We start from the raw sequence: 13,934 nt of genomic DNA, 5'->3' as shown, positions 1-13,934 counted from the left end.
AGGAATGGACGTATGATTACAAAAGAAAGAAAGCGAGAACTCAAAAAGATGTACGTTGCAACACAAAAAACAACAGCAGTCAAAAATGAATTAGCGCTATTTTTTGCCTATTTTAAAGGGTGGATTCGATCTTTTCCAGTAAAAAGCGAAAACGATGTACAACTATTAAAAAGTATTGCTTATGTGATTGAACAACATAATATCGATTTTGATATGACCAAAGAAGTTGAGATTCAATATACAGTAAAACAAATGAAAGATCGTTTAGTTCAGCAGCATTTTGAGCTTGCAAAAGTATTATCCATGATGAGTGATTGTGGATTAGACAATTTACCTTCATGGAATCCTGATACGTGGATTATTGCTCCAGTTGTAAATCTATATACGGATATTGGCTATGTTCTTGATGAAAACGATCTACAAAGTATTCCGCTGTAACAATAAAAAATGGAAAGGGTAGTCTCGGCTACTCTTTCAAAAAGGAGAGAACTTGAATGATTAATAATGTTGTATTAGTTGGACGGCTGACAAAAGACCCTGATTTGCGTTATACACAGGGAGGAGATGCAGTCGCAACTTTTACCCTCGCGTAAATAGGAACTTTACAAATCAGAGTGGAAAACGTGAAGCTGATTTTATTAACTGTGTTATTTGGAAAAAGCCGGCAGAAACAGTAGCTACCTATGCAAGAAAAGGAACGTTGCTCGGAATTACAGGACGAATTCAAACTAGAAATTATCAAAATCAACAAGGGCAACGTGTATATGTAACAGAAGTTGTATGCGACACTTTCCAATTGTTAGAGTCTCGTTCTACTTCAGAACAAAGAGCTACTGAGAATAATCATTATAATCAAACGCAATTTAACAATGCAAATACTCAACCAACTGATTATGAACAACAAAACTTTGATAAAAATGTTGATTCGTTCAGTGGCAACGGAGCGACAATTGATATTTCAGATGATGACTTACCCTTTTGAAGAAACACATAGAGGTAAACCAGATCCAGAAGCAATATTAGAAGTAGCTAAAAATTTAAAAGACAAGAATAAGAGTTTTCAACCATCTATAGATGGCTTGGACCCAAGAGGTTTTAATCCAAAGTAGAAGGAATTAGGAAGGTTCCTTTTTTTAAAATAGAAAGGTTTGATGAATGTGACAGATCAGGAAAAAGTAATTTTTAGTGCATACACTAGTATTTATATCTCCAGTAATATTAGCGCCATGCATGAGTATATTGAATCAAAGATTAAAAGGACTTTATTTTCGCATGAGTTGATTGACCCAGAGGTTCAAAAAGAAATCAGAGAAAAAGTATCTAGTGATTATAACAAGATCGACGTAACTGAACGAAAAAAAGTAGAGCGTGCTCTTTATGAATAGGCTGTTAAGTTATCCAGGGAGCAAATGGGAATTGTCTGATATTATTATCAGGCATTTTCCAAGTCACAAGGCTTATTTAGAACCATATTTTGGATCGGGTGCTGTTTTTTTTAATAAAGAAAAAGATGTTTTAGAAACAATTAACGATACAAATGGACGACTGATCAATATGTATCGTGTGATGAGAAATGATCCGGAGAAACTTCAGTATCTAATTTATCACACTCCGTATTCTCGAGAAGAATTCAATTTATCATTCAACATTTCAGAAAAGCCTTTAGAAGATGCAAGAAGAATGCTTGTCCGATTATGGTTTGCAGTAGGAGGCAAGGTTTGTGGAACGCCTGGATTTAAACGGAACGTTTCGTTTAATGGTCCATACAATACTTATGAGTGGACAGACCTTTACAACCGTATTGGTTACGCAGCAGCTCGCTTGAAGGATGCACAAATAGAAAATAAAGATGCTATTACCTTGATTAGTGAAATGAATGATGCAGATACTCTCTTGTATTGTGATCCGCCGTATATAAAATCAGAGTTTGTTATTAGCCATTATGATCATGAATATAGTGTCCAAGATCATGAAGAACTACTACAGGCGTTACTAAATTATAAGGGACAAGTAATTTTATCAGGATATGAAAGTGATCTCTATGCGGATGCATTAAAAGATTGGTCTGTTGTAACTAGAAGCACTAAAGTGGGAACTGTTATTCCCAAAAAAGGCACCCGCACAGAAGTTCTTTGGATGAATTATGAACCAACGAAACAAATGGCACTTTTTTAGATGAAAAATCTTCGAGCGCAGGTATTAAGAAAATCTAGGGAGGAATGAAAGATGTTTATTTTAAATGAATTGTTTACAAGTGTAGGCTTGTTCATTAAATTGGTGGTTAATTTTGTATTAGCAGCAGTGCTATATCCAATTCAACTAATTAGTTCCTTTTTTATGGATGGTGCAATCAAAGGTGATTACACAGAAGGTGGAAGCACAGTGATAATTCTTATTCTACTAGTTTTGTTTATTGGTGCTGGAATAAGTCTTTTAGGATATGTTGTTAAAGGTGGAATATTGTTAGTTATCCTTACTGCTTGCTCCGCATATATTTTAGGTTTTTTGGTTAGTATACTCATTTTATCGTGGCTTATTAGAAAATCTTTTACGAAACTCAATAAGTTCAAATTAGTTTGTATAAAGGCTTTTCAATCAAAAAGAAATATTCTAAAAAAGTCATGAAAGGACTGACAAGATATGCATGAAGATAAATGTGAGTGTGAAAGCTGTCGTGATAGAGAACGACTACAGAATCAAAACCCTGACAAAGAAATTGGTATGCAGTATGCCTTGTGGGCATTTTCTGAAGGTCATACAATTTTAATAAGTGCAGAAGAAATCAATTATTTAGATGAAGACGCTGATCAAGCTTTTCTAAAAGTGAATAATGATGAATCAAATATCTACACAATTGCATATGGTGTGTTTAGAAGTCAAACCAACTGGCATGACAATTTTTATGACCTAACGTTATCAAAAGGAGCTACCTATTTCTATTTAGATACCCAGTTGAGTGAATTAAGAGAAGCCGTATTAGAAGATTTTGTTGTTATTTCCAAGAATGAGAATCAAGCAAAGGTCTGTCTATTGCTAAAAACGATCAAAGAACTGCATTTTCCGAAAAATAACAGTGAGCTTTCGATCACACTAACGAAGCTGATGCCTGAGTTGGGAAATCAACTGAAAAATTTGATTTTTTCAAGGATAGAATACGGAACTTTTCGCTTAGACCAAGGTAGGATCATTGAGAATGATAACAAACTTAATTGGCAAAAGTGTATTGATGAGAGCCTTCTATTTAAACTTGAGTACAATAGGTTGTTAGTTCTTCCAAAAGAGGAGGAGTAAGCATGCAGATGAATAGAAAATGGATTCCAGGATATGAAGATAAATACTTTGCGACGTGGGACGGTCATATATACAGGCAACTAAAGACCGGTAGAATTAAAGAACTAAAAGGCTATGTAAAAGGAAATACGTACAACATCAAATTGACAATCAATAATGTTTCTAGGGAATATTGCTTTAATCGAATTATATGGGAGACGTTTAAAGGTGAGATTCCAGAGGGGTTCTTAGTAATAAGGAAGATATCTGTGCTTACTGAAAATGGTATGCATAATCTGACACTCCGCTCAAAGAAGCAGCATGGCAAAAAAACGGGTCCGAAGTCACGAAGCCAAGCTGTTGAGCTGCTAAGCGAAGATGGATCTGTCATTGATTCTTGGGCAAGTGCCAGAAAAGCAGCAAAGGACCTTTTTGTTAGCTATCAGACAATAATAGATATCTGCAACAAAAAGGTGAAGAAAAAACCTATCGTTAAAGTCAGATGGGGAAGAAAAGATGAGGTTGTATCTCAATAAACTATAAAAATGATTCTTGGAAAGGGGAAAAATAGTGATTACGTTTCTAAATTTCTTACAGAAAAGTATTGGATGTTTAAATCAAATAATTGCTTGGCCATTTCATGTATTGGATAAGATAAATATGAACTATGTTTCAATTATTGCTGTAATTGTTCTCTTTTGGAAAATGTTAGATTTGCTTTTATTTGGTGAAGAACTTTAAACGACGGTTTTTTTGACAAGAAAGAAGGTGGCAATTAGTGAGCAAGACAAGCCTTACTAAAAACATTGAAAAAGCGCTGTATGATTACTGTTATGATTTGGGACATATAGCTGTAGATGAAGTAACGATGCCAGGTAATGAAGGTATTGTAGATACCTTATCTGTTGAAATGAGGGGCAATCGTTCAAAAGGATATGAAAAAATCTGGAGATTTTATGAAATTAAAGTAAGTAAGCAAGATTTTTATTCTAAAAATAAACTAACATTTTTGGGACATTTCAATTATTTTGTTCTTCCGGTAGAACTATATGAGGTTGTCATAGCTGACATTCCTAAACATATAGGAGTATTAACCTATAGCAAAGGGAATATTACAGCAAAGAAAAAACCAATCAGGCAGAAAGAATTGATAGTTAATGAAGAAGTTCTCTTCAGAAACCTAGTAACTTCGATGAATCGAGAGGTCTTCAAAGCAAAACAAATTGAAAAAGGACTGTCAATTTATAATACAGAGACGTTGATGAAAGAAATACTGAAAAGAACAGCCAAAGGAAAAAGTGATTTTCTAGTCGATTTCATGTTGGAAACTTATGCTGAAGACAAAAATAAATTCTTGAGCCTTTTAATCGATTCTAGTGTAAGCGAAGATTACAAGGAATTAGTGCTTTCAGTATTGTCTCAAGAACTCAAATATTTGAAGGAAGATGTGGTACTAATCAAAAAAGACTGTAGAGAAGAAAAACGGCAGAAAAGAGATGCTTGGTTGAAAATTAAGCAGCTAGAGAATCAACTAAAGGAAATAGCTAATTAATGACCGTTTATGGGATGAAAAGGAAAGAGGAGATAGAACATGATTCAACCTAAGCTGATGAGGAAAATAAGTATAGTCAGACCAGTGTACTTGATGGATTCTCATTTTTTAAAAGATGTTTACAAAGTTGTAAGAAAAACCGATAAAGAGAACTGGTCATATTTTCCAGAGGAAAACGAAAAGGAATTTGCGTTGGATTTTTTGAATTACGGAGACCTAACTCGTTTAGTATATGTTAATAACTATCCAGTTGCTTATGTAAATTGTTATCTATTAAAGCCTAATGCGCATATCCTGTTGAAGGATGATCATTATCATTCAGTTGGTCTTAGTTTATCTGATTTACGGGTCACTTATGACGGAGTAAATAAATCATACCGTAGAAATAGCTTGTATATCAATGTTGTTGCAATTGTTAAAGAGTATCAGGGTAGTATAGATATACTTAAAGCAATTGCGGATGCGCTATATGACATTATTCGATTTGATTTGTTTTATTCTACTACGTCTAATTCATACCCGGAAAATGTATATGCTGTAGCAATAACAAGAAATGGAGCTAGGATGTGTGATTATTTTGATTTTGTTCAAAAAGGGAAATCCACTCGAGTAATTGATGGAATAGAAAATGAACGAAATTTATATAAAGGTAACATGGATTTAGTAGTTAAAAAACTTGAAAAGATACTTTAACTGAAGGAAACCGCAAATTAACGACGGTTTTTGAGAGAGGTGAAAAGGAATGAAACCAATATTAGATATGTGCTGTGGTGGTAGAATGTTTCATTATGATAAAGAAAATCCAAACGTCGAATTTGTTGATAATAGAGTTTATTTTGAACAATTTTCAGATCACGCAGTAGATGTAAATCCAACGACGGTAGCCGATTTTCGTGATCTTCCGTTTGAAGATAATAGCTATCATTTAGTAGTGTTTGATCCGCCACACGTTTCATATGCAGGTGAAGATTCATGGTTAAGGAAAAAGTATGGAGTTTTAAATAAAGATACTTGGCAACAAGACATAGCAAAAGGATTTGACAAAGCAATGAGGGTTCTAAAACCTTTTGGTACACTGGTTTTTAAATGGAATGATGTACAGTATGCACCAGCTGAGATTCTAAAGTGTATTCCATATCGTCCTATATTCCTACAAAAAGTGACAAAGACCGCAAAAGGAACAAGAACACATTGGATGGTCTTTATGAAAATGGAGTCAGAAACTGAAGGGATCACCTAGAAATGATCCTTTTGTTTTTTCTCTTTCGTGTAAAATTTGAGTATAGGTAAAAAAATATCTTCAGCAGCAGCTACGTGATCACTTTCTTTAAGTCAAGAATAAGTGTAAGAAAATAGCTATGCCAAAAACATTGGTTTTTGGCAAAAAAGAATGATCTATTTTATATCAAATTAGTAAGTAGAAAAAAGTGATTTTGCACAGCTGCAGCGAGATCACTTTTTTTAATTTATATATGCGACTGATTAGTATTCATAATAGTTTGTTGAATCAGGTCAGCTTAATTATAAGTTGCTCAAAAACAGATGTTTTAGTCATTAAAAATATAGTCTTAAAGTTAGAAATCACTTTTATAATTATTATTATTGAACTCTGTTTTTGCGTATTGTTTCCGTCAATCAACTGGTTACTTATAAGCATACCTTTTGACAGAAATAGAAAATTATTGTTATTTTAGTAGGTAGATGTAGACTAAAACAATAACTTAGAGGAGGTTAACTTTGAGTAAACTAAAAAAAACAATTATTGCTATTTTTCTTTTATTATTTATGTACCTGTGTTTTTCAGTGATAGTATCTAATCAAAAATATGTATCTATACCATTTTACTTATTAAATCTAGATGAGTATCCATTAGTTGGGAATTGGATCCCTGAGATCACATTCTATCTTGCAGGTAGTATCTTCATCGTTTTAATTGCTCTAATGTTTGTTACAATATTTTATCCAAAGAAATTTAGTCAATTTAAATTCAAAAAAACAGATGGTGCTTTACGAATTAGCAAAAAGGCGGTTGAAGGAGTTGTTGCAGAGACATTGACAGCAGAGAAATTGATGAAAAATCCAAATGTGAAAGCAACAATGAGTCAAAGAAAGATAAAGATAAAAGTTAAAGGTGATTTTCAAATAGTTTCAGATTTATATGGTAAAACTGATCAATGGAGTAAAAATTTAGAAACTCAACTACACGATTTGATTGGACCTGATGTAAAAATTTCAATCAAAATTAAATTCGAAAAAACTCGACCAGAAAATAATAAACGTGTGGCATAGGAGGAAACGCATGAATGAGATATGGGAAACATACCGAGGGCCTATTATTGGTGCACTAGCAGGTTTGTTTATTGCACTGTTGATGTTAACTTTAGGTTTTTTTAAAACAGTTCTAATTATCGTATTTATTCTTATAGGCGGTTTTATGGGATGGTATGCTACTGCGCATGGATGGATAGATATCTTTCTTTCTAACAAAAGAAAGTAAAACTATAAATAATTAACTAAAAGAAGGGATTTGAAGATATGGACAACAAAAATGTACCTAAAAAAGAAGAAGAAAATGTAAATGGTATTAAGGGTGAACTTACTTATGAAGATAAAGTGATTCAAAAAATAATTGGGATTGCGTTAGAATCAGTCGATGGATTATTAACAGTTGAAGGCGGTTTTTTCTCAAACGTTGCTAACAAGCTTGTTAATAGGGAAGACGTCACTACTGGGATCGATGTTGAAGTAGGGAAAAAACAAGTGGCAGTTGATTTAGATGTTGTAACTGAATACGGTAGAGATATCGCAGCATTATATGAAAAAATTAAAGAGGTTATTTCAAAAGAAGTTGAAAAAATGACTTCTCTTAAAGTAGTAGAAGTGAATGTAACTGTAACAGACGTAAAATCAAAAGAACAATATGAAGAAGATTCAACAACTGTTCAAGATCGATTAAGTGATGCAACAGAATCAGTAAGCAATTTCACAAGTGAACAAACAGAAAAAGCCAAAAAAATGGCAAATAACGGTGTAGCGAAAGCAAAAGATGCAACAGAGTCAAGAGTTCAATAAACTAACAAATTAAAGAGCTTGGGACGTAATGATGTGACCCCCGAAAGTTGTACGTGAAAAATACAATTTTTGGGGGTTATTTTTTATGAACTATTATGAAGTAGAATTTAAATTAAAGATAGTAAAAGAGTACCTTGAAGGTACTCTAGGCGGACGTGCATTAGCTAAAAAATACGGACTACCATCAAATGCTTTAGTTTACAGTTGGAAACATTCCTATCAATTATTTGGTAAAGAAGGGCTCAAAACGCATCGCTCACCGACAAAATATACTGGTGAATTTAAGCGAGATGTATTACACTTTATAGAAACGACAGGTGCTTCTTTTGGTGAAGCAGCAAGACAATTCAAACTGCCCTGTCTAATCGAAAAGGGAGACCTAAAAAAAGAATGAAGAAACCATCAAAAAAACAAGAGGAAGCAATGAACTTCACCCGTGAAAAAGAATTAGAACGAGAAGTTGAACTTTTACGAATTGAGGTTGACTATCTAAAAAAGCTACGGACTTTCCAACAGAATATTATGGCGAAGCGAAACGACGAGTCCAAACCAGAATAGCCATAGAATTGATTGGAAAGTATCGTCAAGATCTTGTATTACAAGCGATTGGGTTACCGCGCTCTACTTTTAACTATTGGAGAAAACACCTAGCAAGTTAGAAAAAAATGACTCCAGTAGAAAAAATGATCCAAACCATTTTTTAAAGAGAATGATCGTAATTATGGCTATCGTCGAATCAAATTAGCTTTGGTGAATAACGGTTATCAAGGCAATCATAAGAAAATCCGACGAATTATGAAGAAATACGGATTGGTGTGTACGAGTTTTACTCGCCGTTCAAGAAGTTATCGATCCTATAAAGGTCTGGTGGGAACCCTAGCTAGAAATTAGGGGAAGCGCCGCTTTTTCAGCTCCGTTCCAAAACAAAAAATCTTTACAGATATTTCAGAATTCCACTATATTGAACTAAATTCCGAAGGAATTAAAACAAAAAGAAAAGCCTATCTGAGTCCTTTTCTTGATGGTTTCAATGGAGAAATAATTGCCTATCAATTTCAACAAAAACCAACATTAGATTGTGTATTGGTGCCTTTAGAAACAGTCATTAAAGAAAGTAAAAAGACTGATTTCCGAACAACTATCCATTCTGATCAAGGATGGCATTATCAAAATAAGCATTACGTTAGACAATTGAAACAAGCAAAACTATACCAAAGTATGTCTCGAAAAGGGAATTGTTTGGATAACGCTTTAATGGAAAATTTCTTTGGATTGATGAAACAAGAAATGTATTATAGACGTCATTTTTCTAGTTACGAGGAATTAAAGCAGGCAGTTACAAAGTATATTCATTATTACAATCATTATCGGATAAAGGCAAAATTGGCTGGTATGAGTCCGGTTCAATACCGAATTCACACCAGTCAATTGGCAGGATAATCTACGTACAACTTTTAGGGCGCACATCAATTACTCGATGGTAAAACCATTCGTGTCTTGGAAAAGGGTTCTATTGTTAAAGATTTTTTGACAGTAGCCAGTTTAACAATCGATCAATTATACTCAATGCTAAGAACTCAAGGAGTAGGATCTATAATACAAGTTGAAGTAGGAACAATTGAGAAAAATGGGAGCTTATCAGTTATTTTGAAAGAGTCTACAGAAAAAAACTATTTAATCATTTCAGATAGTAAAGTAAGTGAAGAAGAGATGAATAGATCTAAACTGACAGATAATAAGCTGACTAGATTATTGGCAGATAATGGTACTCCTAATATAGAAGGCATAATGATATTAAAGTTAGATGGGGAACTTAATATAAATTTCATTCAATTGGAATTGGACGAGTAATATTAAAGTACAAAAAATTGGTAGATGCATTAGGTTGTAGCTATCAATTTTTTTATTTTCAAATTTGTTGTAACGACTTTGAAAACAAGAAAATATGGGTTTGTCAACTAAAGTGTGTAACTGACAGATATAAGAACGAAGAAGAACATTAAACCATTCTTAAATAATCTTCGGATAAAAGGGTATAAGAAAGAAATCTTACCAAAAAAAAATTGATGTTCTTTTTTGATGCAACAGTGACTAGGAAATATATAAGCTGCAAGTGTTGATGCGCTCAGAAAACTGTTCATTCGCCATTATTTGATTTAAGACCATTGGCCAATTGGGAATAAAACCAGCTTTTCATTACTTTTCCAATTCTGTCACTCGCAGATAAAGAAGTTTTAAAAGAGCAATCTCATTCGGAAACGCTTTTTTTATTTACTTTCTTAGAGCTGGAATAAATACTTTCAACGGCATTTGTCGTGTACATAATTTTCCGTATTTCGCTACCATAATCATATGCCCCATTCGTACTGTTTGAGCGAACCCCTAGTGTGCCGACAGACATAGTGAGGGGAATTTGAAATAGGGTCTAGAAGGAATCATTACAAAAAGTGCTGATAAGGCTCTCTTTTAATTTAGTAGCTACTTTAAAACGTATACATATGACAAAGTTTATAAAAAATTTATATTTTAGTAATAGTCTATTTATCAGTATTAGGTAATATAGAGTACATAATTGATAAACAAATGAGAAAAATTATCAGTAAAAAAGGTACAAGTTTTTTTTCATCTGGATTGCTAAAATCAATGAAAATTATTGATTTGGGTAAATAAAAATTAGAAATGGGGAATCACGTTATGAACAAAAAAACAAGGAACAAACAGCGTTTTACTTTATCTTTTGTAGCAATGTTGCTTACGTTTATTTTTGTATTAAACGGAAATACTGCATTGGCTGCAGATTATGAACCAAACCAACTTTTAGGTTCAACAAATTGGGAAGGTACTTATGTATACGATGCTCAGGGTAACGATGTAACAAGTCAAAATAGTGGATTTATTGGTAGAGCAAGATATGACGCTACAACAAATCGTTATGAATTTTTTGATAAACAAACAAATGTAAGCCGTGGTGATAGAGGAATCTTCTTCGTCACACAAGATGGTAAAAAAAGGATTTTACTATCAGAGCTTGGCTACCGCGTTGTCGTTGACATGGTAAGATTGGATAACGATATGTTTACGTATCGTAGATCAGGTGTTCAAAAAGATGGGACTCAAGGAAATGTATTTGTTGAACATGTACCATACAGTGGAGAATTGACTTTTACTTCACAACCTCCTGTATTATCAAAAGAAACTGGAGAAATTGTAAAAGATCAACCGGGTAGAACAATTTTAAGTATAACGAAATGGCAAGGAACAAAAGCACTTGATGCAAATGGTAATGACGTTTCTGCATATAACCAAGGCTTTTTAGGATTAGCTCGCTACGAAAGCAAAACAGGTAGATATGAATTTTTCAATACACAAGGTGAATCAAGAAACGATTTTGGTTATTATGATGTAATTAATGGAAATAAAGAAAGAACACATATCTCATTAGGTACAAACAGCTATGGGGCAACATTAGAATTAACAGAACTTAATAATAACCGTTTCACTTATGCCAGAATGGGTAAAAACGCTGAGGGTGAAGATATTCCAGTGACTGTAGAACACGAACCTTACACTGGAGAACACGACTTAGAATTCACATTTAATCCAACGAACGAATTAATTGTACAACCAGCAGTTAAAGTGCCAGATCAAGACGGTCTAACAAATAGTAATGCAGTAGTAGAAGTTGAAAGTATGACAACTTCAGGTACTGTTAAATTTAGTGAAAATGCAAATACTGAAGCGAGTATTATTTTTTCAAAAATTAATACAAAAGATAGACAAACATTAGTTGAAGAAAGCGAACCTGGAAAAGCAGTAATCAATATTATGGATACACGCACTGGAGAAGCTTCGCAAAATGAATGGAATGTTCGTACTAAATTATCTGATGGTCCTTTTGGAAACAAGGGTTTCTTATTAAATCGTTTAGGTGTTGTATTGACCCCTTCTACACAAGAAGAATCTGTAACAACTGCTGAGAAAGTAACAATGAATGATAATGGTGAACATCAAGTCTTTTCGGTCGCTTATAAGGAAGGAAGCAATGAACGAAAAGCAGTAACTTTGAACCCACAATTAACAGTAGCCAATACAAACTTGTTACGATCAGGTGTGTATGGCGCAAATATTACTTGGACATTGACTCCTAAAGTGTAAAACGAAAGCAAAGAAAAAGCACTTAGTAGATTTTTTATAAAAGTTGCTTTTTCTTTTTTCTTTCCTGTTTTTTAAAATTATCTTATTGCAATAAATTTTTAATGAAGGGAGTGTAGAAAATGAGAATAATTCAATGGTTTATTGGCTTGCTGTTTCTCATGGTCTTTTTCCTTTTACTTCCAGTAAAAGGATTAGCTGATAGCTCTGGTTTTTATGTAACACCGGTTATACCAGAAAACCAACTAAAAGACACGAAGGATTATTTCAATTTAAGTGTACCTGCAGCAATGGAGCAAACTTTGGAATTTGTAATTGTAAATGAATCGGATGAATCCAAAGACTTTCACTTAACTCTGTTTGATGGGATGACAACAAATGACGGAACGATTAGTTATGATAATAAGCACAAGTATAGTGACAGTCAGAAATATAAAATATCAAAAATAGCTCAGTTGGAAAAAAATGAAGTGACAGTAGAACCAAACAGTTCTGAAACAATCAAAATACAATTGAAAGACACTATTAGTGATTTTTTTGGTATGATTTTAGGAGCAGTAAATGTCAGTCAACAAGAAGAAACGGATAAAAAAGAAGGTATTAGTAACTCATTTGCTTACAATATTCCTATAATCATCAGAGTAGCAGAAGAAAATAACGAGTACAAATTGACTTATGATGGTTTGACCGTTAACGTTGAGAAAGTCAATAAAGCGTTAGAAATGACGTTTCAAAATCCTAATCCAAATATTGTCAGAAGATTGAATCTAACATTTTCAATTTACCAAAAAGGAGATCAAGCTACTCCTCTTTATAAAAGTGAAATGAAAGAAATCGAATTAGCACCAAACAGCATGTTTACGCCAGAGTTATCTTTGACTGAAGCTAAATTAAAAGCAGGGCAATATGTGTTAAAAATTGATGCAAAATCTGATGCAATAGATGAGTATTGGAAAAGTGAATTTAAACTTTCCTCCGCAGAAGAGCAGTCAATCAATGGTGGAGTAGAAGTTTTTTCTGAAAATAATAGAATGTGGATGATTATTATTGCGGCTGTTCTGGTTTTAGGAGGAGTAGGATATGTTCTTTACAAAAAAAAATCGTAAGTCCTTAATCCTTCATACAATCGTACTTATTTTTGGCATGTTTTTGATCTTTTCTTCAAAAAGTGTCTATAGTGAGTCTATGGTAAGTGATGCTACTGTTGAAGTAGTGCGGGAAGATCCGTCGACTAATAAAAAAATTTCTGCCACCCAATCTACACTCCCAAAAACAAACGAACAAATAAATTTTGTTATTATTGCTATTGGCGTCTTAATAATTTTGTATTCTGCTAAATTAATTTGTTATGAATACGGTTCCATTGCAAAGCTTTAATAAACAAAGAATCCGCTAACTCATTTCATAAATCAATTGGGAATTCCCAATAATAGTTTTATTTCAATTAATACTAAAAAGCCAAAAAGATTTCCATTTCTTCGGCTGTTTTTATGAAGTGCATAAATTGTTCTAGCTCGTTCATCGTAGAACAGGTATTTCTTATTGATTGATGCAACTTATGTTGGGACAAATTATTAGTGGAAAAAAATTTTACGGTGTAAAGTTTTAGTTTTTTTCTAAATTAGGTCTGTCAAAAGATGTAGAACTTTAGAAATAATAGATATGTTGGAAGGACGTTAAATTGAGGAGGATTTTTACTATGTTGGAGTCTACAGTCGAGTAATAAAAGAGAGTGGGACAATAGCCCTCTCTCTGAAAGAAAATAAGCTCGATTTTGATGGTTAATGTCAAAATTGAGCTTATTTTTTCTATTATAGATGTCTTTTTCTCCATATATTTCCCTATTTTTCTTAGATTTAATGCCATGAGTGCCAAGCCAATGTCAATC

Annotated in this window: 19 protein-coding genes and 7 pseudogenes; 23 read left to right on the top strand and 3 right to left on the bottom strand. The window is 33.2% G+C overall.

The features are described from left to right. Positions 1 to 12: 12 nt before the first annotated feature. The 20 genes and pseudogenes from A5819_RS17700 to A5819_RS17620 form a co-directional block, all read left to right on the top strand. Positions 13 to 438 (top strand): hypothetical protein, encoded by a 426-nt coding sequence (locus tag A5819_RS17700; RefSeq protein ID WP_086282041.1) that lies wholly within the window; start codon positions 13 to 15, stop codon positions 436 to 438. A gap of 56 nt (positions 439 to 494) precedes the next feature. After that, positions 495 to 982 (top strand): annotated as a pseudogene (gene ssb / locus A5819_RS17695) (single-stranded DNA-binding protein). Then, entirely contained in the window at positions 951 to 1,109 is a 159-nt protein-coding gene (locus tag A5819_RS19415; protein WP_176271505.1) for a hypothetical protein, read from the top strand. Before ssb ends, A5819_RS19415 begins: the two are co-directional and overlap by 32 nt. A 42-nt stretch (positions 1,110 to 1,151) precedes the next feature. After that, entirely contained in the window at positions 1,152 to 1,385 is a 234-nt protein-coding gene (locus A5819_RS17690; protein ID WP_086282043.1) for a hypothetical protein, read from the top strand. Continuing rightward, the gene (locus tag A5819_RS17685) at positions 1,378 to 2,175 is read left to right on the top strand and encodes a DNA adenine methylase (RefSeq protein ID WP_086282045.1); all 798 of its coding nucleotides are present in this window, start codon (positions 1,378 to 1,380) and stop codon (positions 2,173 to 2,175) included. The genes A5819_RS17690 and A5819_RS17685 overlap by 8 nt, the downstream gene beginning before the upstream one ends. Positions 2,176 to 2,226: 51 nt before the next feature. Beyond that, positions 2,227 to 2,625, top strand: coding sequence for a hypothetical protein (locus A5819_RS17680; protein ID WP_086282047.1), 399 nt, complete (start codon positions 2,227 to 2,229; stop codon positions 2,623 to 2,625). A 15-nt stretch (positions 2,626 to 2,640) separates the two neighbouring features. Then, positions 2,641 to 3,291, top strand: a complete 651-nt coding sequence (locus tag A5819_RS17675) for a hypothetical protein (protein WP_086282048.1) — start codon at positions 2,641 to 2,643, stop codon at positions 3,289 to 3,291. 2 nt (positions 3,292 to 3,293) lie between these two features. Next, positions 3,294 to 3,806 (top strand): hypothetical protein, encoded by a 513-nt coding sequence (locus A5819_RS17670; protein WP_086282050.1) that lies wholly within the window; start codon positions 3,294 to 3,296, stop codon positions 3,804 to 3,806. Positions 3,807 to 3,840: 34 nt separating this feature from the next. Further along, the gene (locus A5819_RS19410) at positions 3,841 to 4,011 is read left to right on the top strand and encodes a hypothetical protein (protein ID WP_176271504.1); all 171 of its coding nucleotides are present in this window, start codon (positions 3,841 to 3,843) and stop codon (positions 4,009 to 4,011) included. A gap of 37 nt (positions 4,012 to 4,048) precedes the next feature. Further along, entirely contained in the window at positions 4,049 to 4,822 is a 774-nt protein-coding gene (locus A5819_RS17665) for a hypothetical protein (protein ID WP_176271503.1), read from the top strand. Positions 4,823 to 4,861: 39 nt separating this feature from the next. After that, positions 4,862 to 5,515: a hypothetical protein gene (locus tag A5819_RS17660; RefSeq protein ID WP_086282052.1), complete on the top strand. Its 654-nt coding sequence runs from the start codon at positions 4,862 to 4,864 to the stop codon at positions 5,513 to 5,515. 49 nt (positions 5,516 to 5,564) lie between these two features. Continuing rightward, complete coding sequence (locus tag A5819_RS17655; protein ID WP_086282054.1) at positions 5,565 to 6,062, top strand: class I SAM-dependent methyltransferase; 498 nt, start codon at positions 5,565 to 5,567, stop codon at positions 6,060 to 6,062. Between the two features lie 497 nt (positions 6,063 to 6,559). Further along, positions 6,560 to 7,111: an alkaline shock response membrane anchor protein AmaP gene (gene amaP / locus A5819_RS17650; RefSeq protein WP_086353080.1), complete on the top strand. Its 552-nt coding sequence runs from the start codon at positions 6,560 to 6,562 to the stop codon at positions 7,109 to 7,111. A 10-nt stretch (positions 7,112 to 7,121) separates the two neighbouring features. After that, the gene (locus A5819_RS17645) at positions 7,122 to 7,319 is read left to right on the top strand and encodes a DUF2273 domain-containing protein (protein WP_086282058.1); all 198 of its coding nucleotides are present in this window, start codon (positions 7,122 to 7,124) and stop codon (positions 7,317 to 7,319) included. A gap of 38 nt (positions 7,320 to 7,357) precedes the next feature. Then, positions 7,358 to 7,894, top strand: coding sequence for an Asp23/Gls24 family envelope stress response protein (locus A5819_RS17640; protein ID WP_086282060.1), 537 nt, complete (start codon positions 7,358 to 7,360; stop codon positions 7,892 to 7,894). Between the two features lie 85 nt (positions 7,895 to 7,979). Then, entirely contained in the window at positions 7,980 to 8,288 is a 309-nt protein-coding gene (locus tag A5819_RS17635) for a helix-turn-helix domain-containing protein (RefSeq protein ID WP_086282062.1), read from the top strand. Continuing rightward, positions 8,285 to 8,452 (top strand): hypothetical protein, encoded by a 168-nt coding sequence (locus tag A5819_RS19405; protein WP_176271502.1) that lies wholly within the window; start codon positions 8,285 to 8,287, stop codon positions 8,450 to 8,452. The genes A5819_RS17635 and A5819_RS19405 overlap by 4 nt, the downstream gene beginning before the upstream one ends. A gap of 153 nt (positions 8,453 to 8,605) precedes the next feature. After that, positions 8,606 to 8,785: pseudogene (locus tag A5819_RS20170) on the top strand (IS3 family transposase); the annotation flags it as partial. Between the two features lie 15 nt (positions 8,786 to 8,800). Beyond that, positions 8,801 to 9,334 (top strand): annotated as a pseudogene (locus A5819_RS17625) (IS3 family transposase); the annotation flags it as partial. Positions 9,335 to 9,370: 36 nt separating this feature from the next. Further along, positions 9,371 to 9,745: pseudogene (locus A5819_RS17620) on the top strand (YetF domain-containing protein); the annotation flags it as partial. A gap of 240 nt (positions 9,746 to 9,985) precedes the next feature. On the opposite strand, the pseudogene A5819_RS20165 reads toward A5819_RS17620, so the two are convergent. Continuing rightward, positions 9,986 to 10,247: pseudogene (locus A5819_RS20165) on the bottom strand (transposase); the annotation flags it as partial. Positions 10,248 to 10,588: 341 nt separating this feature from the next. Between A5819_RS20165 and A5819_RS17610 the strand changes: the two are divergent. From A5819_RS17610 to A5819_RS17600, 3 genes are all read left to right on the top strand, one after another. Further along, positions 10,589 to 12,049 (top strand): DUF4822 domain-containing protein, encoded by a 1,461-nt coding sequence (locus A5819_RS17610; RefSeq protein WP_217808608.1) that lies wholly within the window; start codon positions 10,589 to 10,591, stop codon positions 12,047 to 12,049. 119 nt (positions 12,050 to 12,168) lie between these two features. Beyond that, a complete protein-coding gene (locus A5819_RS17605; RefSeq protein WP_086282070.1) occupies positions 12,169 to 13,152 on the top strand; it encodes a DUF916 and DUF3324 domain-containing protein in 984 nt (327 codons plus the stop codon). Continuing rightward, positions 13,127 to 13,423: a hypothetical protein gene (locus A5819_RS17600; protein ID WP_086282074.1), complete on the top strand. Its 297-nt coding sequence runs from the start codon at positions 13,127 to 13,129 to the stop codon at positions 13,421 to 13,423. The genes A5819_RS17605 and A5819_RS17600 overlap by 26 nt, the downstream gene beginning before the upstream one ends. Positions 13,424 to 13,455: 32 nt before the next feature. On the opposite strand, the pseudogene A5819_RS19960 reads toward A5819_RS17600, so the two are convergent. Both A5819_RS19960 and A5819_RS19955 read right to left on the bottom strand, forming a co-directional pair. Next, positions 13,456 to 13,554 (bottom strand): annotated as a pseudogene (locus tag A5819_RS19960) (IS6 family transposase); the annotation flags it as partial. Positions 13,555 to 13,693: 139 nt separating this feature from the next. Then, a pseudogene (locus tag A5819_RS19955) lies at positions 13,694 to 13,934 on the bottom strand (hypothetical protein); the annotation flags it as partial.

The organism is Enterococcus sp. 7E2_DIV0204, assembly GCF_002140855.1.
Classification (GTDB): domain Bacteria; phylum Bacillota; class Bacilli; order Lactobacillales; family Enterococcaceae; genus Enterococcus_L; species Enterococcus_L lemimoniae.
The sequence above is the reverse complement of the archived record's forward strand: the minus strand, read 5'-3'. Positions and strand labels throughout refer to the sequence as shown.

Coding starts and splice junctions, on each gene's coding strand:
- A5819_RS17640 (WP_086282060.1), top strand. CDS start 7,358: ATGGACAACAAAAATGTACCTAAAAAAGAAGAAGAAAATGTAAATGGT.
- A5819_RS17670 (WP_086282050.1), top strand. CDS start 3,294: ATGCAGATGAATAGAAAATGGATTCCAGGATATGAAGATAAATACTTT.
- A5819_RS17660 (WP_086282052.1), top strand. CDS start 4,862: ATGATTCAACCTAAGCTGATGAGGAAAATAAGTATAGTCAGACCAGTG.
- A5819_RS17680 (WP_086282047.1), top strand. CDS start 2,227: ATGTTTATTTTAAATGAATTGTTTACAAGTGTAGGCTTGTTCATTAAA.
- A5819_RS17655 (WP_086282054.1), top strand. CDS start 5,565: ATGAAACCAATATTAGATATGTGCTGTGGTGGTAGAATGTTTCATTAT.
- A5819_RS17610 (WP_217808608.1), top strand. CDS start 10,589: ATGAACAAAAAAACAAGGAACAAACAGCGTTTTACTTTATCTTTTGTA.
- A5819_RS17605 (WP_086282070.1), top strand. CDS start 12,169: ATGAGAATAATTCAATGGTTTATTGGCTTGCTGTTTCTCATGGTCTTT.
- A5819_RS17635 (WP_086282062.1), top strand. CDS start 7,980: ATGAACTATTATGAAGTAGAATTTAAATTAAAGATAGTAAAAGAGTAC.
- A5819_RS17685 (WP_086282045.1), top strand. CDS start 1,378: ATGAATAGGCTGTTAAGTTATCCAGGGAGCAAATGGGAATTGTCTGAT.
- A5819_RS17645 (WP_086282058.1), top strand. CDS start 7,122: ATGAATGAGATATGGGAAACATACCGAGGGCCTATTATTGGTGCACTA.
- A5819_RS17600 (WP_086282074.1), top strand. CDS start 13,127: ATGTTCTTTACAAAAAAAAATCGTAAGTCCTTAATCCTTCATACAATC.
- A5819_RS19405 (WP_176271502.1), top strand. CDS start 8,285: ATGAAGAAACCATCAAAAAAACAAGAGGAAGCAATGAACTTCACCCGT.
- A5819_RS17700 (WP_086282041.1), top strand. CDS start 13: ATGATTACAAAAGAAAGAAAGCGAGAACTCAAAAAGATGTACGTTGCA.
- A5819_RS17675 (WP_086282048.1), top strand. CDS start 2,641: ATGCATGAAGATAAATGTGAGTGTGAAAGCTGTCGTGATAGAGAACGA.
- A5819_RS17690 (WP_086282043.1), top strand. CDS start 1,152: ATGAATGTGACAGATCAGGAAAAAGTAATTTTTAGTGCATACACTAGT.